The organism is Blastococcus carthaginiensis, from assembly GCF_030731085.1.
Taxonomy (GTDB): domain Bacteria; phylum Actinomycetota; class Actinomycetes; order Mycobacteriales; family Geodermatophilaceae; genus Blastococcus; species Blastococcus carthaginiensis.
The window spans coordinates 210911-237580 of the sequence record NZ_JASNFN010000004.1 but is presented as its reverse complement, the minus strand read 5'-3'; the positions used below and the strand labels follow the sequence as shown (position 1 = coordinate 237580).

Below are 26670 nucleotides of genomic sequence, written 5' to 3'. Positions count from 1 at the left end.
TGAACGACCTCGTCGTCCAAGCGCCAAGAGCACGTGTCGCGGCGGTCGACGGCCGGTGAGGTAGCCGCGGCTGTCTGCCGATACCGACAAGAGACGTTCCGGCAAAGGGAGAGCAGTGAGCAACCTCGGCAACTTCGTGTGGGGCATCGCAGACCAGTTGCGAGGTGTCTACCGGCCCAGTCAGTACGGCAACGTCATTCTCCCGATGACGATCTTGCGCCGCCTCGACTGCGTGCTCGAAGCGACCCGCGACGAGGTACGTGCCCTCGCCGCAGCCGAGGCCCGTCCCGAGATCCTCGACGTGAAGGTGCGCCGCCAGTTCGGCCTGAACTTCTACAACACGTCCGACTACGACCTCGCCCGACTCAAGAAGGACCCCGACGGGCTGCGCAACAACCTCATCGACTACATCTCAAAGTTTTCCGCCAACATCGACGTGTTCGAGCGGTTCAAGTTCGAGAACGAGATCGCCACTCTCGAAGAGAACAACCGGCTCTACATCGTCGTCTCGCAGTTCGCCGACATCGATCTCCACCCCGACGTGGTGTCGAACGCTGAGATGGGCGACCTCTTCGAGGAACTCATCCGCAAGTTCGCCGAAGCCTCCAACGAGACCGCCGGTGAGCACTTCACCCCTCGCGACGCGATCCGGCTCGCTGTCGACCTAGTGTTCGCCGAGGACGGCGACGCCCTGACGGAGAAGGGTGTTGTCCGCTCGGTCTACGACCCCACCGCAGGGACCGGCGGCATGCTCTCGGTCGCCGACGAGCACCTCAAGTCCCGCAACCCCGACGCTCGCCTCAACCTGTACGGGCAAGAGATCAACGACCAGTCCTACGCCATCTGCAAGAGCGACATGATCGCCAAGGGCCAGGACGCCGGGAACATCAAGCGCGGCGACACGCTGGCTGACGACCTGTTCGCCGGACGGACCTTCGACTACTGCCTCTCCAACCCGCCATACGGCGTCGACTGGAAGGCGTCCCAGGACGCCGTCGTCTCCGAGTACAAGCACGGTGGCGCCTACTCCCGCTTCCCTGGAGGTCTTCCGCCGGTCAGCGACGGTCAGATGCTGTTTCTCCAGCACCTCGCCACCAAGATGCGGCCCGTCGAAGACGGCGGCGGCAGGGCAGCCATCTTCCTCAACGGCTCCCCGCTCTTTTCCGGCGGCGCAGAGTCCGGCCCGAGTGAAATCCGCCGTTGGCTACTGGAGAACGACCTCGTCGAAGCCATCGTCGCGTTGCCGACCAACATGTTCTACAACACCGGCATCGCCACCTACATCTGGCTCCTCGACAACACCAAGCAGCCCGAGCGCGTCGGCAAGGTCCAGTTGATCGACGGCACCGACCTCTACGCCAAGATGCGCAAGAGCCTGGGCTCCAAGAACCGCGAACTCACCGAAGCCCACCGCGACACCATCCTGCGACTCCACGACGAGATGGCCGATAACGAGCGGTCGAAAATCCTTACCACCGACCAGTTCGGCTACTGGACCATCACGGTCGAACGGCCGCTCCGCCTCAACTTCGCCTGCACTCCAGAGCGGATCGACCGCGCGCTCGCCTCCAAGCCGCTCAAGAGCATCGATCCCGTGCAACTCCTGGCCGCACTCGAAGCGTTCGGCACCGAGACCTACATCAACCGCGAAGCCTTCCTCAAGGCGCTCAGCCCGATCCTCGGCCAGCATCGCGTCCTGGTGACGACGGCACAGCGAAAGGCGCTCTGGCTAGCGCTCGGGGAGCAGGACGACACCGCAGACATCTGTCGCGACAAGAGCGGCAATCCCGAGCCGGATCCTGCGCTCCGCGATACCGAGAACGTTCCCTTCCCCTACAACGGCAACGCCGACGGGGCAGACGGTCGCGACGCCACAATCGAGGCGTATTTCAACACAGAGGTCCTCCCGCACGCCCCAGGCGCGTGGGTGGATACCGCCAAGACCAAGGTCGGATTCGAGATTCCCTTTACGCGGACCTTCTACAAGTACCAGCCGCCCCGCAGTCTGGAAGAGATCGACGCCGACCTCGAAGCCCGCATCGCGCGCGTGCTCCAAATGTTGCGGGAGGTCGAGGCGTGAACGTCCGTTATGCAAGTCTCGTCGAGTCGGGGACGCAGTGGCTCGAAGTGATCCCCGCGCATTGGCGTGTGGCTCGGCTCTATCAACTGGCCACTGCATGGACGAGCAATGTCGACAAGCACTCCGTTGAGGGACAGTCACCCGTCCGTCTGTGCAACTATACGGACGTTTACAAGAATGACGCGATTGTTCAAAGCATGGAGTTCATGCGGGCTACGGCGACGACGGACCAGATCGCACGATTCCGGCTTCGTCGCGGCGACACGATCATCACCAAGGACTCGGAGACTCCCGACGACATCGGCATTCCCGCGTACGTTGACTATGAAGCGGATGACCTCATCTGCGGGTATCACCTTGCGATCATTCGGCCCAATCGTGACCTGGTGGTGCCCCGATTCCTGTTCTGGGCGATGAGCGCCAAACCGACGTTCGGGCAGTGGGAAGTGCTCGCCTCCGGCGTCACGCGGGTTGGGATCCGCAGCACGGATCTCACCAAAGCCGCCATCGCCCTTCCTTCCGTACCTGAACAGAAGGCGATTGCCGACTTTCTGGACAGAGAAACCGTCCGGATCGATGCGCTGGTAAAAGAACAGGAGGGCTTGGTTGCAGTCCTCCAGGAACGGCGTGCAGCGCTGATCGCACGGGTTCTCGTCAGTGGGCTTGACTCCAATGTGCCCGTGGAACCATCGCGCGTCGACTGGCTAGGTGATCTACCGGCGCACTGGCGTACTGTTCCGACGCGGTATCTGTGCAAAATCACAACCGGGTCAGAGGACTCGGGTAATGCCGAAGACGATGGCGAGTACCCCTTCTTCGTTCGTGGGCGCGAGATCCTTCGTATCGGTCACTACTCCTTTGACTGTGAGGCCGTGATGACACCGGGGGACGGGCAAGGAGGCACTGGGAAGGTCTTTCACTACTTCAATGGCAAGTTTGAGGCTCACCAGCGCGTCTATGTGTACAAAGACTTCAAGGACTTGTTGGGTCGGTACTACTTCTATTTTCTGTCCACGTTCCTGCGCCCAGTAGCACTCGCGGGCAGTAACACGGTGACCATGGAATCGCTGCGCCGTCCAGTCCTTGCGGACTTCCCTGTGGCCCTCCCTCCCGTTGAGGAGCAGCGTCGGATCGTCGCCTACCTCGAAGAGCAGACCGACAAGATTGACGCTCTGATCGCTGAGGCGGAGGGGATCGTCGCGGTAGCCAAGGAGCGTCGGTCAGCGTTGGTCACGGCTGCGGTTACGGGGCAGATTGATGTACGGGGAGAGGTGGCCTGACGGTGGCGCAGGAACACGAGCGCGAGTTCGAGAGAGAACTGTGCGAGTACCTCGCCGCACACGGTTGGCTGTACTCGAAGAACGACGAGGGCTACGACAAGGATCGAGCGCTGTTCCCGGATGACGTGTTCGGGTGGCTTGGGGACACGCAGTCGGAGGAGTTCGCAAAGGTCATTAAGCCGGGCGCATCGGCTGCGGATGAGAAGAAGGCGCGCGACCAGTTCCTTGACCGCCTCGTCAAGGCGCTCGATGCACCGTTGGAGTCCGGCGGCGGCACGCTCAACGTGCTCCGCAAGGGCTTCAAGAAGACCCCCGGCCGGTTCTCGATGTGCGAGTTCAAGCCCGCCACCACCCTGAACAAGGCGACGCTGGAGCGGTATGGCACGGTGCGTCTGCGGGTGATGCGGCAGGTGCACTACTCGAAGCAGCGACCGGCCGAGTCGATCGACCTGGTCTTCTTCGTGAACGGCCTTCCGGTTGCCACGGTCGAGTTGAAGACCGACACGACCCAGACGGTCGAGGACGCTAAGAAGCAGTACCGCGATGACCGCCCCGTCAAGGGTGAGCCGCTGCTGGCGTTCGGGTCGCGAGCGCTAGTGCACTTCGCAATGTCGAACGACGAGGTCTACATGACCACCAAGTTGGCCGGTCAGGAGACGTTCTTCCTGCCGTTCAACATGGGTCGTGACGGGGGAGCCGGTAACTTGGTCGTCGAGGGCACGTCCTCCACGTCGTACATGTGGGAGCGCGTCTGGGACCGCGACTCGTGGCTCAACATCATCGGCAAGTTCCTGCACGTCGAGATCAAGGACGACATCGACCCGATCACCGGGGCCAAGTCGAAGAAGACGACGCTGCTGTTCCCGCGCTTCCACCAGTGGGAGTTGGTCACCAAACTCCTCACCACCGTCAAGGCCGAAGGGACGGGCCACCGCTACCTGGGACAGCACTCCGCGGGGTCCGGAAAGACCAACAGCATCTCCTGGACCGCGCACGGTCTAGCGACCCTGCACGACGACAACAACGAGAAGGTCTTCGACTCGGTCATCGTCATCACCGACCGCAACGTCCTCGACGACCAGTTGCAGGCGGCCATCAAGCAGATCGAAGGCACCGACGGCACCGTCGGGAAGATCAACATCGACGAAGCGCGCAACGCCGGTCAGACCTCGAAGTCGGGGTTGCTGGCGAAGGAGTTGATGTCGGGCCGGTTGATCATCGTCGTGACGATGCAGACCTTCCCATTCGCGATGGCCGAAATCGCCTCCAACAAGGGGTTGGCGGGCAAGAAGTTCGCGATCATCGCCGACGAGGCCCACTCCTCCCAGACCGGTCGCACCAGCCAGCAGTTGCGCAAGGTGCTCACCACCGAGGAAGAGGCCGACCTCGCCGACGGCGGCGAGATCGACACCGAGGCGCTCCTCGCAGCAGAGATGGAAGGGCGCGCCGAGTCGCCGAACCTGTCTTTCTTCGCGTTCACCGCAACGCCGAAACAGAAGACGATGGAACTGTTCGGACGCAAGGACGCGAACGGCCTTCCGCGCGCGTTCCACGAGTACACGATGCGGCAGGCCATCGAGGAGGGATTCATCCTCGACGTTCTCCAGAACTACACCACCTACAACACCGCCTACCGCATCGCCGAGAAGGTCAAGGCCACCGCTGCCGCCGGGAAGACGACGCTGTCCGAGGCCAAGGTCGTCGACGAAGCCGAAGCCACCAAGGGCCTGATGAAGTGGGTGTCACTGCACCCCACGAACATCGCCCAGAAGGTCCAGATCATCGTCGAGCACTACCGCACGAACGTGCGGCACCTTCTAGACGGACATGCCAAGGCCATGGTCGTCACCTCCTCGCGGGAGGCAGCCGTCCGGTACAAGGAAGCCATCGACCGCTACATCACGAAGCGCGGCTACAACGACATCGCCACCCTCGTCGCGTTCTCCGGATCCATCGAGGTCGACGGAGTCGCATTCCCCAACGCTGAGCCGCCTTACACCGAAGGCAACCTCAACCCCGCCCTCAAGGGCCGGTCCCTGCCGAAGGCGTTCGCGACCGACGAGTTCCAGGTCATGCTGGTCGCCAACAAGTTCCAGACCGGCTTCGACCAGCCGCTGCTATGCGCCATGTACGTCGACAAGCGCCTCTCCGGCGTCACGACCGTGCAGACCCTCTCCCGGCTCAACCGGACTTATCCGGCGGGCGGCAAGGACACCACCTACGTCCTGGACTTCGTCAACAACCCCGACGAGGTCCTCGCCGACTTCAAGCAGTATTTCGAGACCGCCACCATCGAAGGCGAGACCGACCCGGACCTCGTCCACGACCTTCAGGGCAAGTTGGACCACGCGGGCATCTACACCGCCGCAGAGGTCGACACGTTCGCCGAGGCGTACGTCGGCGGCAAGGGCAACTCCGCCATCCAGGCCCCGCTCAAGGCGGCAAAGGACCGATTCAACGACCGCTACGAGGCCGCCGTCGCCGCGAACGACAAGGCCAAGATCGACGAACTGGACATCTTCCGCAAGGACGTTGGATCGTTCGTCCGGCTCTACGACTTCCTCTCCCAGATCGTCAACTACCAGGACACCGACCTGGAGAAGCGGTCGCTCTACCTGCGGTTCCTGAGCCGCCAGATCGCGGCCAAGAACCGCAACCAGGAAGTCGATTTCTCCACCGTCGAACTGACCCACATCAAGCAGTCCCGCACCGGCGACCACAGCCTGGACCTCGGCATCGGCCCGGCGAAGGGCCTCAAGCCCATCACCGCCACTGGCTCCGGGCAGAGGCACGACCCGCGCATGGTCCGTTTGCAGGAGGTCCTCGCGAAGGTGAACGACCTCTTCGCGGGGGAGGACTTCACCCCCGCGGCACAACAGTCGTGGGTCGAGGGAGTGGTCACCGTCCTCATGAGCGACGACACCATCCAGACGCAGGCGACAAACAACTCCAAGAAGCAGTTCATGGAGTCCCCCGACCTCAACGACGCGGTCGTCGAGGCCGTGCTCGGCAACCAGACCAGTCACAACAAGATGGCCGACATCTTCTTCACCGACGAGAAGATCAAAGCCAAGGTCGTGTACCTCCTCGGCGAACTCGTTCACGAGAACCTCCGAGCCGAGGCGCAGTCCGCGTGACCTGCCATCACGCAGCGAACCGATGAGCCAGTCACTGGTCAACTTCAGTCCGAGTCAACATCACGTCCGCTGCCAGGCCCCGGAACTGTGTCGACCGCTACCGAACCCGAGTGAGCCTCCGTGCCTGGACCCGTCCGTCGCACCGAACCACCGATCACAGAGCAGCAGAACACCGAGGCGTTCCTACGGCTCCTGGCCGCGCAGCGCCGTCTCTACGCGGACGTGAAGGCCAGTCACAACCGCAGGCTGATCGCGCTCGCGGTCATCGCGGCGGCCACGATCGTCGTTGGTGTCTTCGCTCCGTCGGCGCGCAACTACATCGGTGGGACCGTCGCGATCGGAATGGGTTTATGGGCAGTCCTCGGCGAAGTCGTCGAGAAGCGCAAGAACGGAACCGCCGCCAGTATCCAAGAGGAGTTTGATACCGGCCTCTTCCGTCTCGACCGGCACCCCTACCTGGCCACCCGGCCAAGTGACTGGGAGATCACCGAAGCCGCCAACCGCGGGTCCCGCGATGGTCTCCCTAACTGGTATCAGCCGCGCTCTCTCAGTGACCTTGTTCGACCCCTCGATGTCCTGGTCTGCCAGCGGGCCAACCTGGACTACGGGGTCTCCCTCCACCGCGCCTACGCCCGATTGCTCGTCCTCGTTCTGGGAGTGGTCCTCGCCCTCGCGGTCACCGTCGGGTTCACCTTCCAGTACACGCTGCTCAACTGGGTGTTCGCTCTCGTCGCGCCTCTGGCGGCGACGGCGGCTGCCCTGGTCAAGGAGGCTGTGCTGCACCGTGAGAGCGCCACTAACAAGGCGACCCTCCAGACAAAGGTGGCGGAGTTGTGGCGCAGGGCGCTAGACGACCCGGCCACCGTCACCGACACGGATTGCCGCGCGGCGCAGGACCGCATCCTGCAACTCCGGCAGTCGAATGCTCGCGTTCCCGACTGGTTCTACAAGCGGCGCTGGGGGCAGAACGAGTCAACGATGCTCGCCAACTCGTCCCACCTGGTCGAGGAAGCCAGGGCACGAGGGCATGTCCTGCCCAATGCCGACGACATCTGACTGGCACCGGCCACGGCATTTTCCCTTCACGAAGCCCGACTTCTTCGACTGGTTCGGGCCGCCGGAACTGTCGTAGCGCGGGGTTACGGTCCCGCCTCACGGCAGGCGAACACCTCACCGGCGCTGCCTACGACTAGTCCTGCGCACCGATCATCACGGGGGAACCGATGCCTTACACCGTCTCCAAGTCGTTCGACGACCTTCTCGCCAACATCGCACTCACCGCCACCCAGCAGCAGGAGGTGCGCGACAAGAAGGCGAGCGCCACCGCGGCCGTCAAGCGGGCGTTCCCTGCCTCGTCGAACATGGCGACCACCGCTCAGAAGTTGATCGGCTCAGCGGCGCGCTCGACGATCATCCGGCCACTTGATGACATCGACATGCTCGCCGTGTTCGACCACACCCTCGTCTGGCCCACGTACCAGCGCGACTCTCAGGCATTCCTCTACCGAGTCCGCGACGCCCTCAAGAGCGAGGCGAGCGTCCGCCTCGTGGGCAGCAAGGGCCAAGCCGTCCGACTCCAGTACGCCAACGGTGCGCACGTCGATCTCACCCCCGCCTTCAACCGGCAAGGAGGCGGCTATCTCATTCCCAAGGGCGACGGCGGCTGGCTCGCCACCAACCCCGACCAGCACGCCGACTTCATGGCCACCCGCAACCAGGCCCTGAGCAATCGCCTCAAGCCACTCGTTCGCATGCTCAAGCGCTGGAACCGCAGCCACAGCAGTCGGCTGAAGTCCTTCCACCTGGAGGTCATGGCCCAGCACGGCGTCGGCTACCTCTACTCGAACGAGGCCGAACGCGTCGAGGACTTCTTCCAGAACGCCGAGTACCGACTGGACGTGGCCGACCCCGCTGGCCTCAGCGGCTCCTTCACCGCCGACTGGTCCTGGACCAAGCGGCAGGACGTGATCACCAGTCTGCGCAGCGCTCGTGACCGCGCCTCCAAGGCCCGCGAGTACGAACGCAACGGGCAGATTGCATCAGCCATCGGACAGTGGCAGATCATTTTCGGCAAGGACTGGTTTCCCGCCTACGGCTGATCTGCCCGCAGACACATGCTGTGCTGACGTAAATGTCCGGCTTGGCTGTGAGGGGCGCGGCGAGCCGGGCGACCGGGTGGGTGGTGGCGACGGACGGGCTGACACAACCCTGGGCTGTCCAAAAGCAGCGGAACGTGAGCAAGGGCGCCCCTGCCTGGGTGCGCACCGTGGCCGTCTGGGCGGAGTCGGCGCACCGCGAGGTGCACCAGGTGCTCTGCGACGACCGGCGCACCCTGCTGTGGCTGGCCAACCAGCGTGCGGTCGAGTTCCACGTGCCCTTCCTCCGGGTCGGGTCGCGCGAGTCCACCGGGCTGGTGCTCGACCTCGACCCGCCCGACGGCGCCGACTTCGCCGCCGTCGTGGCCGTCGCCCGGCTCGCCCGCCGGGCGCTGGAGGAGGTCGGGCTCGCCGGCGCGGTGAAGACAAGTGGCTCCTCGGGGCTGCACGTCGTCGTCCCGGTGCACGGCTCGCCGGTCGAGGACGTCGCCGCGGCCACGCGGGCGCTCGCCCGGCGGACGGCGGAGCTGGACCCCGCCGTCGCGACGACGGCGTTCCTCAAGGAGGAGCGCGAGGGGCGCGTCTTCGTGGACTCCACCCGGTCGGGCACCGGCACGGTCGTCGCCGCCTACAGCCCGCGCGTGCGGCCGGGGCTCCCGGTGTCCGCGCCCGTGGACTGGGCCGACCTGGATGCCGCCCGGCCGGGTGGCGTCACCGTCACCTCCTCGCCGCCGCTGCCCGACTGGGCGGCCCTGCTGCCGGAGCCGCAGGAGCTCCCGGCCGACCTCGTCGCCGAGGGCCACACGATTCCGGTGGCCCGGGTGCAGGCCATGCACGAGGGGAAGCGCCGCGCCCGTCAGCGGCGGGCCTCCGAGGGAGGCTGACGGGGCGGGTTCCGACGGCGTCGGGGCCCGCCCCGTCCTGGCCTACGCTGCCACCCGTGACCGGCGCCCCCGAGGAGATCGTGCGCCACGCGGCGCGGACGCTGATGAGCGGCCGCCGGCTGGACACCGGCACCCTGGCGGCCGAGCTCGGCATCTCCCGCGCGACGCTGTTCCGCCGGGCCGGCAACCGCGACGCGATCCTCGGCGACGCCCTGGCCTTCCTCGGCCGGCGCACGCTGGCCGCCATCGAACGCGAGCACGGCGCCCGGCCGACCGGGGACGGTCAGGCGACCCGGCTGCGCTCGCTGGCCGTGAGCGAGGACTTCCGCTACGCCCTCAGCACCGCCCTCCCCGTCCGCCGGCTGCTCGACGAGGAGCCGGCGACCGCGATCCGGGTGCTCACCGATCCGCAGGGACGGGTGCAGCCACGGGTGGTCGAGGCCTACACCGAGCTGTTCCAGCGCGACGTCGACGAGCACGGGCTCGTGCCGCAGATCCCCGTGCCGTTGCTCGCGCTGGCGGTGGTGCGGCTGGGGGAGTCCTTCCTCTACTCCGACGTGCTGGCCGCCCGGGCGCCGGACCTCAAGGCGGCGACGACGGTGCTCGACGCGCTGATCACCAGCGTCCTCGGCATCGAGGGGACCTGACGGCCCGCCCCCCTTACGGTGAAGGTGTGATGCAGGCCCCTGATCTTGTCGGACCCGCCCGGCACTATCGGGCTCGTGACGCATGGCGCGGTACGGGTTCGGCTGGACGTGACCGACGTCCAGGCCGGCATGCTGCTGCGCGCCGCCGGTGCCCGGCGCAAGGCATGGAACTGGGCGGTCGCGAAGATCAAGGCGAACGCCGACCAGTGGGCCGCCGAGGCCAGCTACGGCATCGAACGGCCCGACCGGGTGCGCCCGCTGACGTTCTTCACGCTGGCGAAGATGTGGACGGCGGAGAAGACGGATGTCGCGCCCTGGTTCGATGCGCACTCCACCTGGGCGTTCCGGTACGCGCTGCGCGACGCGGCCAACGCCCACCAGGCGTTCCTGTCCGGGAAGCGCCGGTTCCCCCGGTTCAAGTCCCGGCACCGTGACCGGGCCCGGTTCACCGTCCGCGACGGCCTGCGGCTCGAGGCCGGCCGGGTGAGGCTGGCCAAGTACGGCTGGGTGCGCATCGCGGCGGCGTGTCCGCAGCAGGCGAAGCTGCGCCGGTTGCTGCGCCGCGGGAACGCGAGTCTGCAGCACATCACCGTGACCCGGCACTCCGACGGGCACTGGTACGCGACCATCACCTTCGACCGCCAGGCGCGGGTCCCGGCCGAGCAGCGCACCGCGCCGGACGGCCCGGTGGTCGGGGTGGACCGTGGCATGAAGACCGCAGCGGTGGTCGCGACCTCCAGCGGCGAGCTCGTGGCCGAGCTGCTGGCGTCCCGGGCGCTGCGCGACCGGCTCCGGCAGGTGCGGCACCTGCAGCGCGCCGTGTCTCGCACGGAGAAGCGTTCGGCGAACCGGCGGAAGGCCGTCGCCCGCCTCGGCCGCGCCCACACGAAGGCGGCCGCGGTCCGGGCTAACGCGTTGCACGCCTTCACCGCGATGCTGTCCCGCGAGCACGGTGTCGTCGTGGTCGAGGACCTGGCGACGAAGAACATGATGGCCAACGGGCGTCTCGCGGCCGCGATAGGCGACCAGGGCTGGGCCGAACTCGCCCGCCAGCTGACCTACAAGACCGCCCGTCACGGCGGACAGATCATCGTTGCGGATCGCTGGTTCGCGAGCTCCAAGACGTGCTCGGCGTGTGGTGCGGTGAGACCCAAGCTCACCCTCGCCGAGCGCACGTTCCACTGCGGCAACGACTCCTGCGGCCACATGGCCGACCGGGACGTCAACGCCGCGGCGAATCTCGCCGCCTGGGGCGAGCACACGCTCGGGAGCTGCCCGTGTGTGACCCAGGACGGGGACCGCCACCCGGGTGGCCCGTCAGCCGAGCGCGCTCGGCATGCCTGTGGAGGGTGGGTGTCAGCCGCGGTCAGCCAGGCCGCGGCGGTGCTGCCCGGTGAAGCAGGAACCAGCCGGTCACGCGTCAGCGTGGCGTAGGCACTGGACGCCCCGGACAGGGGCGCTTACGGAACGGTGCGCTGGGCAACCATCACACCGTCACCGTAAGGGGGGCGGCCCGCTCTCGTGGTCCGGTCACCGGCGCCAGAAGAGGTGGTGGACCACCCCGCTGGGGCTGGGCACCACGTTGCGGTGGTACCGGTCGAGCAGTTCGTCGGGTGAGCTCCACAGCCGCGTCCCGGAACCCAGCTCCACCGGTGCCACTGCGACGTGCAGGGTGTCCACGAGGTCGGCGTCCAGGAACTGCCGGACGGTGGTGGCCCCGCCGCCGAGCCTGACGTCGCGGCCCTGCGCCGCCTCCCGTGCCAGTCCGAGGACCGTGGCCGGATCGCCGTCGACGAAGTGGAACGTGGTGTCCGCCAGCGTGAACGACGGCCGCGGGTGGTGGGTCATGACGAACACGGGGGTGTGGAAGGGCGGCTCGGCGCCCCACCAGCCCTGCCACTCGTGGTCCTGCCACGGACCGCGCTGGGGGCCGAACTTGTTGCGGCCCATGATCTCGGCGCCGATGCCGTGCGCGAAGTCGCGCGTGAAGTAGTCGTCGAGGCCGCGGCTGCCGCCGGGTCCGGTGCGGTTCGGGAAGCTCGCGGTCGCCACGGCCCAGGCCATCAGATCCATGGGGTCGGCATGGCCGAACGGCCGCTCCTGGCTCTGCCCCTCGCCGGCACCGAAGCCGTCCCTCGAGACGGTGAAGTTCTGGACTCTCAGCAGCTGGTCCACGGGGCTCCTCCTGGGTGGTCGACGACGGTTGGACCGCCCGAGCCGGGAGAACTCATCGCCGGAGGGGTGCGTCGTCCCCAGGGGGCGTGCCCGTCCATAGACCACCGCGCGGGCGCACCGGCTGTCGGTGGCCGGCCGCAGGCTGTCCGGCATGACGACCGATCCGCAGACGCTCGCCTGGCTCGACCAGGAGGACAGCCGGCTGGCGCAGACGATCCGTGCCCACCGGGTCGCCGTGCAGTACGTGATGCGCGGCGAGGAGTCCGACGAGCCGCCGTTCGGCTACACCGTGGGCCTGTTCGGCGTCGGGCATCCCGAACTGGTCGTGGTGGGTACCGGCCACGAGTCGGCGTGCGGCCTGCTGAACCACGTCGCCGGGCTGGTGCTCGCCGGGCGGGACCTGGTGCCCGGCGAGGTGGTCACCCACGGCAGGGCTGAGCCGCTGGTGGTGGAGGAGCTGCCCAACCCCGGAGAGGTGCTGTACACCGCCAACCGCTTCTACCAGCGCCCGGACGAGTTCTCCGTCCCCGCCTACCAGCTCACCTGGGCGCACCGGGACGGCGGCTTCCCCTGGGACCCGGGGTACCCCTGCCCGCCGGAGTGCCAGCCCCGGCCGGGCACGTGGCGCGCCTGAGCCGGTCAGTCGAGCCCGAGGTCGCGGCGCAGCTTGGCCACGTGCCCGGTGGCCTTGACGTTGTAGGAGGCGCGTTCCACCCGGCCCTCCGCGTCGATGACGAACGTCGACCGGATCACGCCGACGACCTCCTTGCCGTACAGCTTCTTCGTGCCGTATGCGCCGTAGGCCTGCATCACCTGCTTGCCGGGGTCCGAGACGAGCGTGATGCGCAGGTCCTCCTTCTCGCGGAAGCGGGCGAGCTTCTCGACCGGGTCGGGGGAGATGCCGATGATCTCCAGCCCCGCCTCGGCGAGGTCGCCGGCCGCGGCGGTGAAGTCGACGGCCTGGGTGGTGCAGCCGGGGGTCAGCGCGGCCGGGTAGCAGTAGACGATCACGCGCCGGCCGCGGTAGGCCGACAGCGCCACCGGGGTCCCGTCGGCGTCGGGCAGCGTGAAGTCCGGCGCCGGGTCGCCGGGGGTCAGGCGGACGGGGGCGGCGTCGGTCTCGGTCATGCCGCGCATCCTGCCGTGTCCCGGGGAGGGGCTCGCAAGCGGGCGTCAGCCGGGCAGGAAGGAGAAACGCACCTGCCGCTGGTGGTTGTCGGTGTTGGTGTCCACCAGGCAGATGCGCTGCCACGTGCCCAGCATCAACCGGCCCTCCAGCACCGGCACGCTCGCGTGCGGCGGGACGAACGCCGGCAGCACGTGGTCCCGGCCGTGCCCCGGGCTGCCGTGCCGGTGGCGCCACCGCTCGTCGCGGGGGAGCAGCTCGTCGAGCTGGGCCAGGAGGTCGTCGTCGCTGCCCGAGCCGGTCTCCAGGATCGCCAGGCCGGCGGTGGCGTGCGGGACGAAGACGTGCAGCAGGCCGTCGCCCTCCTGCTGCACGAACTCGGCGCAGTCGTCGGTGAGGTCGACGACGACGGGGACGCCGCCGGTCCGGACGGCACGCAGCTCCGATCTCATGACCGGTGATCCTGCCGGAGATCCGGTCGCCCGTCCCCTCTCCCGCTGGACGTGGGGCCGCGGCGGACGCGCACTACTGTCGGCACCCGTGACGCAGCCTCGATCCACGCCCCGTGCCGACGGCCGATCGGCCGACCAGCTCCGCCCGGTGACCATCACCCGCAACTGGCTCGACCACGCCGAGGGCTCGGTGCTCGTCGAGTTCGGCCGCACCCGCGTGCTCTGCGCGGCGAGCGTCACCGAGGGCGTGCCGAGGTGGCGCAAGGGCTCGGGCCTGGGCTGGGTGACCGCCGAGTACTCGATGCTGCCGCGCGCGACGCACACCCGCAGCGACCGCGAGTCGGTGCGGGGCAAGATCGGCGGCCGCACGCACGAGATCAGCCGGCTCATCGGCCGCTCGCTGCGCGCCTCGATCGACCTGGGGGCGCTGGGGGAGAACAGCATCGCCATCGACTGCGACGTGCTCCAGGCCGACGGCGGCACCCGGACCGCGGCCATCACCGGTGCCTACGTCGCGCTCGCCGACGCCGTCTCGTGGCTCGGCGAGCGCAAGAAGCTGGCGAAGAAGGAGCCGCTCGTGCAGTCGGTCGCCGCGGTCAGCGTCGGCGTCATCGACGGCGAGCCGCGGCTGGACCTCGCCTACGAGGAGGATGTGCGCGCCGGCACCGACATGAACGTGGTCTGCACCGGGGACGGCGGTTTCGTCGAGGTGCAGGGCACCGCGGAGGGCGCGGTCTTCGACCGGCCGACACTCGACGCGCTGCTCGACCTGGCGGTCGCCGGCTGCGCCGAGCTCACCCGCCTCCAGGCCGAGGCGCTGTCGCGGGAGCCGGTCGGCCGATGAGCACCCGGCTGCTGCTGGCCACCCGCAACGCCGGCAAGCTCGCCGAGCTGCAGCGGCTCCTGGAGTCCGCGGTGCCCGGTGTCGAGGTCGTCGGCCTGCGCGACGTCCAGGAGTACCCCGAGGCGCCGGAGACCGGTGCGACCTTCGCCGATAATGCGCTGCTCAAGGCACGCGAGGCGGTGCGGTACACCGGCCTGCCCGCGGTGGCCGACGACTCCGGTCTCGCGGTCGACGCCCTCAACGGCATGCCCGGGGTGCTGTCGGCGCGCTGGTCGGGCCGGCACGGCGACGACGACGGCAACACCGCGCTGCTGCTCGGCCAGCTCGCCGACGTGCCCGACGAGCGGCGGGGTGCGGCGTTCGTCTGCGCGGCCGCGCTGGTCACCCCCGACGGCACCGAGCGGGTGCTGGAGCGGCAGTGGCGCGGGCACGTGGTGCGCGAGAAGCGGGGCACCAACGGCTTCGGCTACGACCCGGTCTTCGTGCCGGAGGGTCTGGAGGTGACCTCCGCGGAGCTGGAGCCGGCGCAGAAGGACGCCCGCAGCCACCGGGGCCAGGCGTTCGCGGCGCTGGTGCCGGTCCTGGCCGAGGTGCTGACGCCGCGATGAGCCCGGCGCCCGGTCAATCCCGGCGCAGCGAGAAGCCCAGCCAGGCGAGGGAGTCCTGCTCCTCGGGCTCGACGTGCCGGCCGGGGCGCGCCGGCTGCTCGCCGTCGCCGACCGGGACGGGGGCGCCCGGCTCCGGGGTGCGGTGGCGGCCACGGGCGGGCACGGCGGCGGTGGGGTGGACGACGGCGGCGCGCACCAGGGCGGCCGGGAGCCAGGTCGCGGTCGAGGTGGCGCTGGAGGTCATGCCCTCCCATCGGCTGCCGATCCACCGCGGCGCAGGGGTGGGATCCCCGCGCCACCCGGCCGGGTGACCGGCCGGTGCGCCGGGATCGCCTCGTCGCCGTCGCCCGGAACCGGAGCGAACCCAGGTGACGGGCCGCGGGACGGGCGCTAACGTCCGGCGCCGTGAGCCTGCCGGAGCGCGTCCGCCCGCCCGGGACCGGCGACGAACGGGCGCAGCTCGCCGGCTGGCTGGACCTCCAGCGCGCGCTGGTGCACTACAAGTTTGGCGACGATGCGAGTGCGGACTGGCGCGTCCCCGGCCTGCCGCTGGCGCAACTTCTGGCGGAGTACGCCCGCCAGTGCGCGGTCTCGGCGGAGATCGTCGCGGCCGCGTCGCTGGACGACCGCGGCTGCAACAAGGAGTACGGGGCCACGACGCTCTCGCTCCGCTGGATCCTCGGGCACATGGTGGAGGAGGTGGCCCGGCACGTGGGGCACCTCGACCTGCTGCGGGAGATGCTCGACGGGCGGACCGGCTACTACTGACCGGTGCGTGACCTTCCACCGGGCGGGGCATCCCGGGGCGATGCAGGTTTTCGTGGACGCCGCCCGGACGCTGTGGTTCGCCGACGGCACCCCGGTGACCGCGGCCTCGGGCGTGGCCCCGCTCGGGGACGGCTGGCTGGTCGTGCAGGACGACTCGACGGTCGCCGCCTGGCGCCGGCCGGACGAGGTGGTGGCGGTCGAGGTGCTCCCGCCCGTCGAGGGGCTGCGCACGTTCCGGGAGGCCGAGGGCACCAAGCACCTCAAGCCCGACCTGGAGGTGGCCTGCCCGGCGGAGGTGGACGGGGGACCGGCGGTGCTCCTCCTGGGGTCGGGCTCCTCGCCCCGGCGCATGCGCGGGGTGCTGGTGCGGCTCGAGGACGGGCGGCCGGTGGTGTGCTCGGCGGAGCTCGGCCCGGTGTACCGGCGGGTGGCCGAGTTGCTGGAACTGCCGATGGACCACGTGAACCTGGAGGGGGCGAGCCGCCACGGCGACGTGGTGCGGTGGTTCAACCGGGGCAACCTGATGGCCGGCGTCCGCTCGGCGAGCGTCGACGTGCCGCTCCAGGACATGGTCGCCGCCGTCCTCGGCCGGGCCGAGCCCGCCGCCGTCCCGGTGGACCGGCCCCGGCGGTACGAGCTGGGCGAGGTCGAGGGCGTGGGCCTCGCGATCACCGACGCGGTCGCGCTGCCCGACGGCCGGGTGCTGCTGAGCGCGGCCGCCGAGGACACCCCGAACGCGGTCGACGACGGGCCGGTGGTCGCGACCGCGATCGCGCTGGTGGACGGCGGCACCGTGCAGGCGGTCGCGCCCATCCCGGAGGTGGACGGGCACGTGCACAAGGTGGAGGGTCTGGCGCTCCGCGGGGTCGAGGACGGCGAGGTGCACCTGCTGGCCGTCGTGGACGACGACGACCCGGACACCCCGTCGGCCGAGCTGGACCTGCGGGTGGTCCTGGGCTGACCGCCGCGCTCAGCCGGCCCGGCGGAGCAGCTCGGCCCTGCGCTCGAGCCGCCTGGGAGCGACGAGGACGAGCACGGCCAGCGCCGCAGCCACCGCGACCCCCACCCACCACCACGCGGACTGCGCGAGCGCGAGGAAGCCGGTGACGAGCGCCAGGACGGCGGGGAGCGCGAGCGCGCGGGTCCGCGTCGCGTAGATGGTGAGCAGGCGGTCCTCCACGAGGTGCAGCGCAGCCTCCCGCAGGGCGTCATCCGCGGGCACCGGGCCCCGGCGGGCCGCCAGTTCCACGGCAGCGCGCTGGTGCTCGGGCACCTCTTCGACGGCCGCCATCGAGTCGCGGATGGTGTTCGCGGTGACGAAGCCGAGGACGGGAGCGCAGACGACCATCACACCGACGCCCATGAGCACTGCCGCCGTCCAGCTACGGTCGTCCGCCAGCCTGAAGAGGAGGACGGAGAAGGGCGCGAGGAGCGCCCCCATCACGATGCCGACCTGCCACCAGGGCGCTCGCAGCAACCACGCGTTCACCGGGGAAGCCTGCGAGGTCGCGGCTGGCACCGCACCCGTCGTCACCCGGTCGGGTGCACGTCGCACGGTCCCGGCCCGGGCGAGTGCGGGAGGGGGGAGTCGAACCCCCACGCCCGAAGGCACCAGATCCTAAGTCTGGCGTGGCTGCCGTTACACCACTCCCGCGTGGACCCGGAGTCTAGGAGCACCCGGGGCGGGTGGCCGCGGAGGACCGTCGCCGCGCTGACCTGCGGGACGTCTGGCAGGCTGTCGCCGTGCCCCGCGACCCACGACAGATCCAGCTCGAGATCGATGCGGCCCGCGAGTCGCTGGCCGCCACCCTGGACCAGATCGCCTACCGGAGCAGCCCGACCCGCCTGAAGGCGCAGGGCCGGGACGCCGTCCAGCGCTTCCTGCGCACGCCGGCGGGCCAGGCCACGGTCGGCGCCGTCGGCCTGCTGGTCACGCTGGTGGTCGTCCAGAAGGTGCGGCACCGGCGCAAGGACGAGGTCCAGGTGCTCGGCCGCCGCATGGTCGTGGTCGACAAGGGCCACCGCACGCGCTGATCCGGTGCGCCGCGATCCGGTCGGGCCCGGCCAGGAGTCGGTCTGGGACTACCCGCGCCCGCCTTCGGCGCGGGTGAGCGACCGCCACGTCGTCGTCGAGGTGGCCGGGCGGGTGCTGGCCGACACCCGGCGGGCGGTGCGGGTCTGCGAGACCAGCCACCCGCCGGTGTACTACGTCCCGCGCGAGGACGTCGCCGTCGACCTGCTGGAGCGGGCGCCGGGCCGCTCGGTGTGCGAGTGGAAGGGCGCGGCGACCTCCTGGGACGCCGTCGTCGACGGCCGGCGCATCCCGGAGATCGGGTGGTCCTACGAGGACCCCGCCCCCGGCTACGAGCCCCTGCGCTCGGCGATCGCCTTCTACCCCGCCAGGGTCGACCGGGCGCTCGTCGACGGCGAGCAGGCGCGGCGGCAGCCGGGTCGCTTCTACGGCGGGTGGATCACCGACGAGATCGCCGGGCCCGTCAAGGGCGCGCCCGGCTCCCTCGGCTGGTGAGCGGCCTCATCAGGCCTGGCTGCGCACCAGGGGCATGACGACGGTCTGCAGCACCTCGTCGGCATAGGCCTCGTCGACCGGGAGACCGGTGAGGAGCCAGCGCTGCACGATCAGCGCGCTGATGCTCTCGGCGGCGACCGAGTGGCGAAAGGCCGGGCCGATCTCCCCGCGCGCCTCGGCCTTGTCCCACATCTGCTCGAAGGTGTGGTTCCACACCGTGAGTGGGCCGTTCCGGAACGCCTCGGCCAGGGCCGGATGCCGGGGCATGGTCGACAGCAGGGACAGGGTGGCGGCGCCGGTCGGGCCGTTCACCACGCCGACGAACCTGTGCATGATCTGCCGCAGGTCCCCCTCGAGGGAGCCGGTGTCCGGGCTGTGCACCTCGTCGCGGTTGAGGTCGGCGATGGTGTCGACGACCAGGTCCTGCTTGGTGCGCCAGCGGCGGTAGATCGTGGCCTTGCCGACGCCGGCCTCCGCGGCGACCGCGTCCATGGTCAGCGCGCCGTAACCCACGTCGGCGAGCAGCCGGAGGATCGCGGCGCGGATCACGCCGTCCCGGCTGGGGTCGCGCGGGCGGCCGCCGCGACTCGGACGGGCGGCTTCTGCGGTGGGGAGAGCGGCCATGGGCAAACCTTAGACATTCAAGTTGTGAAAGTGCTGGAAGTCCCCTGCGAGTACCCCGGAAGAGCGTTCCGATACCGCCGCGCGCCTGTCCCGCACGCCCCGACCGGTGGGTCACCCTGTCGTCGTGGGAACCATCTGCGGCGGGGTCTGCGGGTGCCGCCAGAACTGGGAGGTGCCCGGCCGGGCCAGCCGCGCCCTGCTGGCCACCTCGATCGGGCACGTGCTGCCGCACGTGGCCCGCACCGCGAAGGCGCTGGGCCTGACCGTGCACTCGGCGCCCCAGGTGGTCGACGTCGTCGACGACCGGGGCGGCCGGGGCCTGGAGCGGCTGTTCCAGAAGCTGGCCCGGGAGCTGACCGGCGCGGAGACCGAGGCCGTGCGGGTGGCCACCGACCCGCCGGACGACGGCGCCGCGCTCACCGCCCGGCTGCTCACCGCGCCCACGCTCGCCGTCGAGCTCGCCCGGCGCGGGGTGACCGTGGAGGTCGGCGTCCTCGCCGAGGCGGAGTTCTGGTCGGTCTACCAGCCGATCGTCTCGCTGGCCGACCGCTCGGTAGTCGCGTACGAGGCGCTGCTGCGCGGGCTGGTCGACGGCCGGGAGGTCGGGGGCGGGGACCTGTTCTTCGTCGCCGAGTCCGCCGGCTGGCTGCACCGGCTGGACCGCATCGGCCGGGAGTCCGCCATCGCCGGCGCGGTGCCGTGGCTGGGCGCGGACGACCTGTTCGTCAACTTCAACCCCACCTCGATCTACCGGCCGCAGGTCTGCCTGGCCAGCACCGAGCGCGTCGCGCACGACGCCGGCGTCGACCCGCACCAGCTGGTCTTCGAGGTGGTGGAGTCCCACGCGATCGCCGACCGCGGGCACCTGGTGTCGGTGCTCGAGCACTACCGCTCGCTGGGCTGGCGGGTCGCGCTCGACGACGTCGGCGCCGGCTGGTCCAGCCTGTCGCTGCTGGCCGCGGTCCGGCCCGAGGTGGTCAAGCTGGACAAGGGGCTGGTGCAGGAGCTGCCCGACGACGGCGCCCGCACGGTGCTGAAGGCGGTGACCGACCTGGCCCACCAGCTGGGGGCGGTCGTCGTGGCCGAGGGAATCGAGACCGAGCAGCTGGCCGAGGAGGTCACCGCGCTGGGGGCCGACATGGGCCAGGGGTGGTTGTTCGGCCGGCCGGTGCGCCCCGAGCCCCCGGCGGAGGAGCGCGAGGGGCGCTGGCAGCCGGTGGAGCGCACCCGCTGAGGCAGGCTCAGCCCAGCGCCCAGCCGCTGAGCACGGGGCGGCCGTGCTCGTGCCCCAGGAGGCCGTAGCGGCCGGCGGGCAGCGCGAACAGCGCCCCGGCCTCGGGAGCCAGCCCGAGCCACCGGGCCGTCAGCACGCGCAGCACGTGGCCGTGGGCGACGAGCGCGACGTCGCCGTCGGGGAGCCGGGCGTGCACCCGGTCGAGCACCTGGTCGACGCGCGCGCCGACGTCGGCCAGCGACTCACCGGGGACCTCGGCGTCCACCGTGCCGTCCCGCCAGATGGACCACTCCCGGCCCAGCTCCTCGCTGATCTCGGCGGTCGTGCGGCCCTCGTAGCCCCCGTAGCCGATCTCGACCAGGTCTCGGTCGACGGCCGTGGGGATGATGCCGGCGAGCTCCGCGGTGCGCCGCGCCCGCTGCAGCGGGCTGACCCGCACCTCGGCGAACACCCGGCGCCCCAGCGCCTCGCGCAGCCCGCGGGCCTGCTCCTCGCCCTCGGGCAGCAGCGGCAGGTCGGTGGCGCCGGTGTGCTGGCCGGTGCGGCTCCACTCCGTCTGCCCGTGCCTCAGCACGACCACCTCACCCGTCCGCCCGCCGCCGTTCCCGCCCACGCAGCCCATCGAACACGCCGACGCGGGAACACGCGCGCCCGCCGCCGCGCTGGCCAGGGCCATGACGACTGCTGAACTGAACGACACCTTCTCCATCGGCGGCGACCTCCCCGTGCACCGCCTCGGCTACGGCGCCATGCAGCTGCCCGGCCCCGGTGTCTGGGGCGAGCCGGCCGACCGCGCCGCCGCCGTCCGCGTCGTGCAGGCCGCCGTCGAGCAGGGCGTCGACTTCATCGACACCGCCGACTCCTACGGCCCCGAGATCAGCGAGCAGATCATCGCCGAGGCGCTGCACCCGTACCCGGAGAACCTCGTCATCGCGACCAAGGCCGGGCTCACGCGGCAGGGCCCGGACGTCTGGACGCCGGTCGGGCGCCCCGCCTACCTCAAGCAGCAGGTCGAGCTCTCGCTGCGGCACCTGAAGGTCGAGCGCATCGACCTCATCCAGCTGCACCGGATCGACTCCGAGGTGCCGCTGGCCGACCAGCTGGGTGCCTTCGTGGAGCTCAAGGAGCAGGGCAAGGTGCGGCACATCGGCGTCTCGGAGGTGTCGGTCGAGGAGCTGCAGGCCGCCCGTGGGATCACCGAGATCGTCAGCGTGCAGAACCTCTACAACCTGACCACCCGGCAGAGCCAGGACGTGCTGGACCACGCCACGGCCGAGGGCATCGCCTTCATCCCGTGGTTCCCGATCGCGACCGGGAACCTGGCCGCCCCGGACAGCCCGGTCGCCGACATCGCCCGCGAGTTGGACGCCACCCCCTCGCAGGTGGCGCTGGCCTGGCTGCTGCAGAAGTCGCCGGTGATGCTGCCGATCCCGGGCACCAAGTCGGTCGACCACCTCACCGAGAACCTGGGTGCGGCGCGGCTGACGCTCTCGGCCGAGGACATGGCCCGCCTGGACGCGCTGGCCTGACGAGGGACTTCGGCGCCGTTGGGCACGGTCGCGGAGGCATAGGAAGCTTTACCTGCGTCGAGCAGCCCCCGGACGCAGGTAAAGCTTCCTATGCCCCAGGGGCGGCGGGCGCTCCGGACCCCGGCTCGACGGCCGGATGCGGCACGCGTCACCATGGCCTGCGTGGACGCCGAGGACTTCCGCCAGGTCAAGGACGCCGTTCGCCAGCTGATCCGCGAATCGGTGCTGCCCCGCGAGGAGCAGATCGAGGACGAGGACCGCATCCCCGACGACCTGCGCGCGCAGGCCGCCGAGATGGGGCTCTTCGGCTACGCGCTGCCCGAGGACTACGGCGGGCTGGGCGTCACCATGAGCGAGGACGTCGAGCTGGCCATGGAGTTCGGCTACACGACGCCGGCCTTCCGCTCGCTGTTCGGCACCAACAACGGCATCTCCGGCCAGGTGATCGCCAAGTTCGGGAACGAGGAGCAGAAGAAGAAGTACCTGCCGCGCCTCTCCGCGGGCGAGCTGATCGGCTCCTTCGCGCTCACCGAGGCCGAGGCCGGCTCCGACCCCTCCGCGCTGCGCACCAGCGCCCGCCGGGACGGCGACGGGTGGGTCATCAACGGCAGCAAGCGCTACATCACCAACGCGCCGATCGCCGACCTGTTCGTGGTCTTCGCCCGGACCGACCCCGGGCAGAAGGGCGGCCGCGGCATCTCGAGCTTCGTGGTGGAGACGACGACGCCGGGTGTCACCGTCGGGCCCAAGGACAAGAAGATGGGCCAGGCCGGCGCCTGGACCTCCGAGGTGTACTTCGACGACGTGCGGGTGCCCGCCGACGCCCTGATCGGCGAGGAGGGCCGGGGCTACTCGAAGGCGCTCACCGTGCTCTCCCGCGGCCGGCTGCACATCGCGGCGCTGTGCGTCGGCATGGCGCAGCGGGTGCTGGACGAGTCGGTGGCCTACGCCGCCACCGCCAAGCAGGGCGGGGCGCCGATCGGCCGCTTCCAGCTGGTGCAGGCGATGCTCGCCGACATGCACGCCGAGCTGCTCGCCGGCCGGAGCATGGTGCGCGACGTCGCGGCCCGCTACGACTCCGGCGAGGACACCTCCGTCGGCCCGTCGTCGGCGAAGCTGTTCTGCACCGAGATGGTCGGGCGCGCCGTCGACAAGGCCGTGCAGGTGCACGGCGGCATGGGGTACCTGCGGACGACGCCGGTCGAGCGCTTCTACCGCGACGCCCGGCTGTTCCGGCTCTACGAGGGCACCAGCGAGGTGCAGCGGGTCATCGTCGGGGGCGCGCTGCTGCGCGAGGCCGGCATGCCCCGTGGGTGAGCTGACCCCGGGGGAGCGGGAGGTCCGCCGCGGCGCCGTCGGCGAGCTCGGGGAGGCGCTGCGCGACCTGGTCGACGCCGCCGTCCGCACCGAGGTGCCGCTCGACCGGCTCACCGAGGCCACCGGTGCGGCGCGCGAGCTCACCGCGCTGCTCTCGGCCGACCTGCGCGAGGTGCACGAGATCGCCTCGGTGGACGACCCGGAGACCGGCGAGCGCTGGTACAGCCCGGTGTACGGGCCGGGCAGCCCGGTCGCCCCGCCGATGGTGGTCGAGGACTTCCCGGACGAGGGCCGGTGCGTCGGCCGGGTGACCGTCCCCAAGAAGCTCGAGGGCCCGCCGGGGCTGGTGCACGGCGGGGTGGTGGCCACGCTCCTGGACCACGTGCTCGCACGCTCGGCCCGCGGAGCCGGGCATGGTGGGCTGACCGCGACGCTCACGGTGACCTACCGGCGGCCGGTGCACCTGGGCGTGCCGCTCGTGGTCATCGGTCAGCTGGTCTCGGTCGAGGGACGGCGCGCCACCGCCACCGCGCGGCTGGTCGCCGCGGACGACCCGGACACCACGCTCGCCGAGGGCGAGGCGCTGCTGGTCGCCCTCCGCGCCGAGCGGGCGTCGGAGGTCTTCGCGCGCACCGGCCGCGACGTCGGCGCCTGGACCAGTCGCAGTTGAAACCGGTTCGGGAACGGCTCGGTGCCCGGTAGCGTCCGCCCTCCACCGACGTCCCAGGAGGGCTCGTGCGACGCACCCGGGTCAGCTACAGCGGCTCCTACCAACCGCTCACCGCACCGTCCGCCGTGGTCCCTGACGGCCTGCGACCGGAGCTGGCCGACGTCGGCCGGCTGGCCCGCCGCGGCGTGCGGGCGCTGGTGGGGGCGGCGCGGGCGGGGGAGCGGCCGCAGCTGTCCCGGGTGCTGGCCGCCCACCTCGGCGACGCCGCCGAGGGGCTGGACGTGGTCGAGGAGACCTGGCCCGGCTACGAGCACGTCAACGTCCAGGCCGGCGTCGACGCCTGGCTGGGCCGGCCGGGGCGGCGGCACGAACTGGTCGGCGTCGCCGGCTTCCAGCACATGCACTTCGGGCTCGGCGACCTGCTGGGGTCGGCGGGGGAGCACCCGCACGGCCCGCGGCCCGGGAACCCGGCGACGGTCAACCTCGCCTGCGGCCCCGACGGCGAGGTGCGGGCCTGCCAGCGCTGCGCGATCTACCTGGTCACCGAGCCGGACGGGGATCGCGCCGCGCTGCTGCTGCGCGGCGCGTCGCCGGAGATGGGCATGACGCAGGTATCGGTGCAGCTGGTCGGCACCGACCTGGCCGGCGTGGCCGGCGCCGCGGCCGAGATCCGCGCCGCCAGCGTCGAGCACAACGTCTTCCGCGGCCAGGTGCTCTCCTTCGGGCAGGAGGTGTTCGGGCACGGGCAGACGCTGCCGCAGTTCCACCGCCGTCCGCAGCTGCGGGCCGACCAGCTGGTCCTCGCACCGGCCACCCTCGCCGAGATCCAGCGGCAGGTGGTCGACGTCGCCCGGCACAAGGAGCGGTTGCTGGCCGCCGGGCAGCACCTCAAGCGCGGGGTGCTGCTCTACGGTCCGCCCGGCGTGGGCAAGACCCACACCGTCCGGTACCTGGTGAGCAGCCTGCACGGCACCACGGTCATCCAGCTCACCGGCAACGCCCTGCACCTCATCGCCGAGGCGTGCTCGGTGGCGCGGGCGCTGCAGCCGGCGATGCTCGTGGTGGAGGACGTCGATCTCATCGCCGAGGACCGCGGCATGCACCCCGGCCAGCACCCGCTGCTGTTCCAGCTGCTCAACGAGATGGACGGGCTCGCCGAGGACGCCGACGTCGTCTTCGTGCTGACCACCAACCGGGCCGACCTGCTGGAGCCGGCGCTCGCCGCCCGCCCGGGCCGGGTGGACCAGGCGGTGGCCCTGGACCTGCCCGATGCCGCGGCACGGCGGGCGCTGTTCGAGCTCTACCGCGGTGAGCTGGAGGTGGACACCAGCGGCCTGGACGACGTGCTCGCCCGCACCGAGGGCGTGACGGCGTCGTTCCTCAAGGAGCTGCTCCGACGGGCTGCGCTGGTCGCCGCGTCACGGACCCCGGACGGCGGCGCACTCGCGGTGTCGGCCGGCGACCTGACCGCGGCGCTGGACGAGCTGCTCGACACCCGCAACGCGATGACCCGCACCCTGCTGGGCAGCGTTCCGGGCTGAGTCAGTCGGCCCGGGGGCCGGGCGCGTTGGCCGGGTCGCCGGCGGGATCCATCGCCGGGCCACCCGCCGGGCGCAGCAGTGCTCCCGGCCCGCCCGCACCGCTGCCGAGGGCGGCGACGAACTGCCGGAGCACGTCGTCCCCGGTGTGGAACGGGGCCCAGTCGAGCAGCTTGCGCGCCCGGGCGGTGTCCAGCGCGGGCACCTGCGTGCCGATGTCGAGCCACCCGGGCTCCGTGGGCACCAGGTGCGCGGCGAAGGCGGCGTGCAGCCCGGCGCGCAGCGCGACCGCCGGGGTGGGCACCCGGCGCGAACCGAGGGCCTTCGCCAGCGCATCGGCGTCCATCAGGGGCTCGGCCGCCAGGTTGAACGGGCCCGGCGCGCGGCGGTCGAGCATCCGCGCGATGGCGTCGGCGACGTCGTCGGCGTGCACGAAGGCGATCGCCAGCGCGGGCAGCGGCAGCAGCCGGGCGACCGCGCCGGGCAGCATGCGCGCGGCGCCGAACAGCAGCGGGCCCAGGAAGTAGCGGCCGATCTCGCTGCCGGCCTGCGGCTGCAGCACCAGGGTGGGGCGGACGACGGTGAGCGTGGTGTCCCGGTGGCGGCCGAACACGTCGCGGACCACGCTCTCGGCCCGCGACTTGTCGCGGCTGTACTGCGCGCTCGGGATGCCGGTGGTCGGCCAGTCCTCCGTCACCCGGAGCCCGCGCGCGCCACCGGCGTAGGCGCCGATGGAGCTCATGTGCACGAACTGGTCGATGCCGGCGGCGGCCGCGGCGCGGGCCACCCGCCGGGTGCCCTCGACGTTCACCTCGCGGAGCCGCTCGGGTTGCCGGCCCGGCTGCAGCGCCCAGGCCAGGTGGACGACGGCGTCGGCGCCGTCGACGAACTCGGCGATCTCCCGTTCGCTCGCGGCCTCGCCCAGGTCGGCGAGGTGCCAGCGGACGCCGTCGTAGGGCGCGGACGACGGCGGGCGCCGGCGGGCCAGCCCGCGGACCTCGGCGACGCCGGCCGACGGGTCGGTCAGCCGGCGCAGCAGGGCGGTGCCGACGTTGCCGCTGGCACCGGTGACGGCGATCGTGCGGCCGCGCAGCTGGCCGGGGGAGAGGTTCGGCATGACCTGCCGCTACCCGC

At 70.9% G+C, this 26670-nt stretch carries 28 protein-coding genes and 1 tRNA gene; 20 read left to right on the top strand and 9 right to left on the bottom strand.

Annotated features, from left to right (window positions below; all coding sequences use genetic code 11):
* The first annotated feature begins 115 nt into the window (after positions 1–115).
* The 8 genes from QOZ88_RS06330 to QOZ88_RS06295 all read left to right on the top strand — a co-directional run bounded on the left by QOZ88_RS06330 (position 116) and on the right by QOZ88_RS06295 (position 11558).
* Positions 116–2080 carry a type I restriction-modification system subunit M gene (locus QOZ88_RS06330; RefSeq protein WP_305998944.1) on the top strand — a complete coding sequence of 655 codons (1965 nt, stop codon included), beginning with the start codon at positions 116–118 and terminating at the stop codon, positions 2078–2080.
* Entirely contained in the window at positions 2077–3360 is a 1284-nt protein-coding gene (locus QOZ88_RS06325) for a restriction endonuclease subunit S (RefSeq protein ID WP_305998943.1), read from the top strand. The genes QOZ88_RS06330 and QOZ88_RS06325 overlap by 4 nt, the downstream gene beginning before the upstream one ends.
* A 2-nt stretch (positions 3361–3362) precedes the next feature.
* Complete coding sequence (locus QOZ88_RS06320) at positions 3363–6497, top strand: type I restriction endonuclease subunit R (protein ID WP_305998942.1); 3135 nt, start codon at positions 3363–3365, stop codon at positions 6495–6497.
* Positions 6498–6617: 120 nt separating this feature from the next.
* Positions 6618–7553: an S-4TM family putative pore-forming effector gene (locus QOZ88_RS06315; protein WP_305998941.1), complete on the top strand. Its 936-nt coding sequence runs from the start codon at positions 6618–6620 to the stop codon at positions 7551–7553.
* Positions 7554–7720: 167 nt separating this feature from the next.
* On the top strand, positions 7721–8596 hold the full coding sequence (locus QOZ88_RS06310) for an SMODS domain-containing nucleotidyltransferase (RefSeq protein WP_305998940.1): 876 nt from the start codon (positions 7721–7723) through the stop codon (positions 8594–8596).
* A 32-nt stretch (positions 8597–8628) separates the two neighbouring features.
* Positions 8629–9477: a non-homologous end-joining DNA ligase LigD gene (gene ligD, locus QOZ88_RS06305; RefSeq protein WP_406568215.1), complete on the top strand. Its 849-nt coding sequence runs from the start codon at positions 8629–8631 to the stop codon at positions 9475–9477.
* Between the two features lie 56 nt (positions 9478–9533).
* Positions 9534–10124: a QsdR family transcriptional regulator gene (locus tag QOZ88_RS06300; RefSeq protein WP_305998938.1), complete on the top strand. Its 591-nt coding sequence runs from the start codon at positions 9534–9536 to the stop codon at positions 10122–10124.
* Between the two features lie 75 nt (positions 10125–10199).
* Positions 10200–11558, top strand: coding sequence for an RNA-guided endonuclease InsQ/TnpB family protein (locus tag QOZ88_RS06295; RefSeq protein ID WP_305998937.1), 1359 nt, complete (start codon positions 10200–10202; stop codon positions 11556–11558).
* Positions 11559–11654: 96 nt separating this feature from the next.
* On the opposite strand, the gene QOZ88_RS06290 is transcribed toward QOZ88_RS06295, so the two are convergent.
* Positions 11655–12299 (bottom strand): dihydrofolate reductase family protein, encoded by a 645-nt coding sequence (locus QOZ88_RS06290; protein WP_305998936.1) that lies wholly within the window; start codon positions 12297–12299, stop codon positions 11655–11657.
* Positions 12300–12450: 151 nt separating this feature from the next.
* Between QOZ88_RS06290 and QOZ88_RS06285 the strand changes: the two genes are divergently transcribed.
* Entirely contained in the window at positions 12451–12933 is a 483-nt protein-coding gene (locus QOZ88_RS06285) for a DUF4262 domain-containing protein (protein WP_305998935.1), read from the top strand.
* Between the two features lie 5 nt (positions 12934–12938).
* Here the strand turns inward: QOZ88_RS06285 and bcp are convergent, their stop codons facing one another.
* A complete protein-coding gene (gene bcp / locus QOZ88_RS06280) occupies positions 12939–13427 on the bottom strand; it encodes a thioredoxin-dependent thiol peroxidase (protein ID WP_305998934.1) in 489 nt (162 codons plus the stop codon).
* A gap of 45 nt (positions 13428–13472) precedes the next feature.
* A complete protein-coding gene (locus tag QOZ88_RS06275) occupies positions 13473–13877 on the bottom strand; it encodes a YjbQ family protein (protein WP_305998933.1) in 405 nt (134 codons plus the stop codon).
* 88 nt (positions 13878–13965) lie between these two features.
* On the opposite strand from QOZ88_RS06275, the gene rph reads away from it, so the two are divergent.
* Together rph and rdgB are read left to right on the top strand one after the other, a co-directional pair.
* Positions 13966–14721, top strand: coding sequence for a ribonuclease PH (gene rph / locus QOZ88_RS06270; RefSeq protein ID WP_305998932.1), 756 nt, complete (start codon positions 13966–13968; stop codon positions 14719–14721).
* Positions 14718–15329: an RdgB/HAM1 family non-canonical purine NTP pyrophosphatase gene (rdgB, locus tag QOZ88_RS06265; protein ID WP_305998931.1), complete on the top strand. Its 612-nt coding sequence runs from the start codon at positions 14718–14720 to the stop codon at positions 15327–15329. The genes rph and rdgB overlap by 4 nt, the downstream gene beginning before the upstream one ends.
* 13 nt (positions 15330–15342) lie before the next feature.
* Here rdgB and QOZ88_RS06260 read toward each other — a convergent pair whose 3' ends face one another.
* A complete protein-coding gene (locus QOZ88_RS06260) occupies positions 15343–15573 on the bottom strand; it encodes a hypothetical protein (RefSeq protein WP_305998930.1) in 231 nt (76 codons plus the stop codon).
* A 161-nt stretch (positions 15574–15734) separates the two neighbouring features.
* Between QOZ88_RS06260 and QOZ88_RS06255 the strand changes: the two genes are divergently transcribed.
* Both QOZ88_RS06255 and QOZ88_RS06250 read left to right on the top strand, forming a co-directional pair.
* On the top strand, positions 15735–16097 hold the full coding sequence (locus QOZ88_RS06255) for a mycothiol transferase (RefSeq protein WP_305998929.1): 363 nt from the start codon (positions 15735–15737) through the stop codon (positions 16095–16097).
* 40 nt (positions 16098–16137) lie between these two features.
* Positions 16138–17058 (top strand): DUF6910 family protein, encoded by a 921-nt coding sequence (locus QOZ88_RS06250; protein WP_305998928.1) that lies wholly within the window; start codon positions 16138–16140, stop codon positions 17056–17058.
* Between the two features lie 9 nt (positions 17059–17067).
* On the opposite strand, the gene QOZ88_RS06245 is transcribed toward QOZ88_RS06250, so the two are convergent.
* Both QOZ88_RS06245 and QOZ88_RS06240 read right to left on the bottom strand, forming a co-directional pair.
* Entirely contained in the window at positions 17068–17586 is a 519-nt protein-coding gene (locus QOZ88_RS06245; protein ID WP_305998927.1) for a hypothetical protein, read from the bottom strand.
* A gap of 84 nt (positions 17587–17670) precedes the next feature.
* Positions 17671–17751 (bottom strand) — tRNA-Leu (locus QOZ88_RS06240).
* Between the two features lie 89 nt (positions 17752–17840).
* Here QOZ88_RS06240 and QOZ88_RS06235 point away from each other — a divergent pair.
* Together QOZ88_RS06235 and QOZ88_RS06230 are read left to right on the top strand one after the other, a co-directional pair.
* Complete coding sequence (locus QOZ88_RS06235) at positions 17841–18131, top strand: DUF3618 domain-containing protein (protein WP_305998926.1); 291 nt, start codon at positions 17841–17843, stop codon at positions 18129–18131.
* Positions 18132–18135: 4 nt separating this feature from the next.
* Positions 18136–18624 (top strand): DUF427 domain-containing protein, encoded by a 489-nt coding sequence (locus tag QOZ88_RS06230; RefSeq protein WP_305998925.1) that lies wholly within the window; start codon positions 18136–18138, stop codon positions 18622–18624.
* 9 nt (positions 18625–18633) lie between these two features.
* Here the strand turns inward: QOZ88_RS06230 and QOZ88_RS06225 are convergent, their stop codons facing one another.
* Positions 18634–19248, bottom strand: coding sequence for a TetR/AcrR family transcriptional regulator (locus tag QOZ88_RS06225; RefSeq protein ID WP_091931611.1), 615 nt, complete (start codon positions 19246–19248; stop codon positions 18634–18636).
* Positions 19249–19372: 124 nt separating this feature from the next.
* On the opposite strand from QOZ88_RS06225, the gene QOZ88_RS06220 reads away from it, so the two are divergent.
* Positions 19373–20482 (top strand): EAL domain-containing protein, encoded by a 1110-nt coding sequence (locus tag QOZ88_RS06220; RefSeq protein ID WP_305998924.1) that lies wholly within the window; start codon positions 19373–19375, stop codon positions 20480–20482.
* Between the two features lie 7 nt (positions 20483–20489).
* Here QOZ88_RS06220 and QOZ88_RS06215 read toward each other — a convergent pair whose 3' ends face one another.
* Positions 20490–21095 carry a histidine phosphatase family protein gene (locus QOZ88_RS06215; protein WP_305998923.1) on the bottom strand — a complete coding sequence of 202 codons (606 nt, stop codon included), beginning with the start codon at positions 21093–21095 and terminating at the stop codon, positions 20490–20492.
* A gap of 61 nt (positions 21096–21156) precedes the next feature.
* Between QOZ88_RS06215 and QOZ88_RS06210 the strand changes: the two genes are divergently transcribed.
* From QOZ88_RS06210 to QOZ88_RS06195, 4 genes are all read left to right on the top strand, one after another.
* Positions 21157–22011 carry an aldo/keto reductase gene (locus QOZ88_RS06210; RefSeq protein WP_305998922.1) on the top strand — a complete coding sequence of 285 codons (855 nt, stop codon included), beginning with the start codon at positions 21157–21159 and terminating at the stop codon, positions 22009–22011.
* 162 nt (positions 22012–22173) lie between these two features.
* Positions 22174–23328: an acyl-CoA dehydrogenase family protein gene (locus QOZ88_RS06205; RefSeq protein WP_406568214.1), complete on the top strand. Its 1155-nt coding sequence runs from the start codon at positions 22174–22176 to the stop codon at positions 23326–23328.
* Positions 23321–23998: a PaaI family thioesterase gene (locus tag QOZ88_RS06200; RefSeq protein WP_305998920.1), complete on the top strand. Its 678-nt coding sequence runs from the start codon at positions 23321–23323 to the stop codon at positions 23996–23998. Before QOZ88_RS06205 ends, QOZ88_RS06200 begins: the two co-directional genes overlap by 8 nt.
* Before the next feature lie 65 nt (positions 23999–24063).
* Positions 24064–25539 carry an ATP-binding protein gene (locus QOZ88_RS06195; protein ID WP_305998919.1) on the top strand — a complete coding sequence of 492 codons (1476 nt, stop codon included), beginning with the start codon at positions 24064–24066 and terminating at the stop codon, positions 25537–25539.
* A 1-nt stretch (position 25540) separates the two neighbouring features.
* Here QOZ88_RS06195 and QOZ88_RS06190 read toward each other — a convergent pair whose 3' ends face one another.
* Positions 25541–26653, bottom strand: coding sequence for an NAD-dependent epimerase/dehydratase family protein (locus tag QOZ88_RS06190; RefSeq protein WP_305998918.1), 1113 nt, complete (start codon positions 26651–26653; stop codon positions 25541–25543).
* Positions 26654–26670 lie beyond the last annotated feature (17 nt).

What these genes read in the sequence shown, in the direction of transcription:
- QOZ88_RS06310 (WP_305998940.1), top strand. Translation starts at nt 7,721, where the DNA reads ATGCCTTACACCGTCTCCAAGTCGTTCGACGACCTTCTCGCCAACATC.
- ligD (WP_406568215.1), top strand. Translation starts at nt 8,629, where the DNA reads ATGTCCGGCTTGGCTGTGAGGGGCGCGGCGAGCCGGGCGACCGGGTGG.
- QOZ88_RS06285 (WP_305998935.1), top strand. Translation starts at nt 12,451, where the DNA reads ATGACGACCGATCCGCAGACGCTCGCCTGGCTCGACCAGGAGGACAGC.
- bcp (WP_305998934.1), bottom strand. Translation starts at nt 13,427, where the DNA reads ATGACCGAGACCGACGCCGCCCCCGTCCGCCTGACCCCCGGCGACCCG.
- QOZ88_RS06275 (WP_305998933.1), bottom strand. Translation starts at nt 13,877, where the DNA reads ATGAGATCGGAGCTGCGTGCCGTCCGGACCGGCGGCGTCCCCGTCGTC.
- rdgB (WP_305998931.1), top strand. Translation starts at nt 14,718, where the DNA reads ATGAGCACCCGGCTGCTGCTGGCCACCCGCAACGCCGGCAAGCTCGCC.
- QOZ88_RS06260 (WP_305998930.1), bottom strand. Translation starts at nt 15,573, where the DNA reads ATGACCTCCAGCGCCACCTCGACCGCGACCTGGCTCCCGGCCGCCCTG.
- QOZ88_RS06250 (WP_305998928.1), top strand. Translation starts at nt 16,138, where the DNA reads ATGCAGGTTTTCGTGGACGCCGCCCGGACGCTGTGGTTCGCCGACGGC.
- QOZ88_RS06225 (WP_091931611.1), bottom strand. Translation starts at nt 19,248, where the DNA reads ATGGCCGCTCTCCCCACCGCAGAAGCCGCCCGTCCGAGTCGCGGCGGC.
- QOZ88_RS06210 (WP_305998922.1), top strand. Translation starts at nt 21,157, where the DNA reads ATGACGACTGCTGAACTGAACGACACCTTCTCCATCGGCGGCGACCTC.
- QOZ88_RS06190 (WP_305998918.1), bottom strand. Translation starts at nt 26,653, where the DNA reads ATGCCGAACCTCTCCCCCGGCCAGCTGCGCGGCCGCACGATCGCCGTC.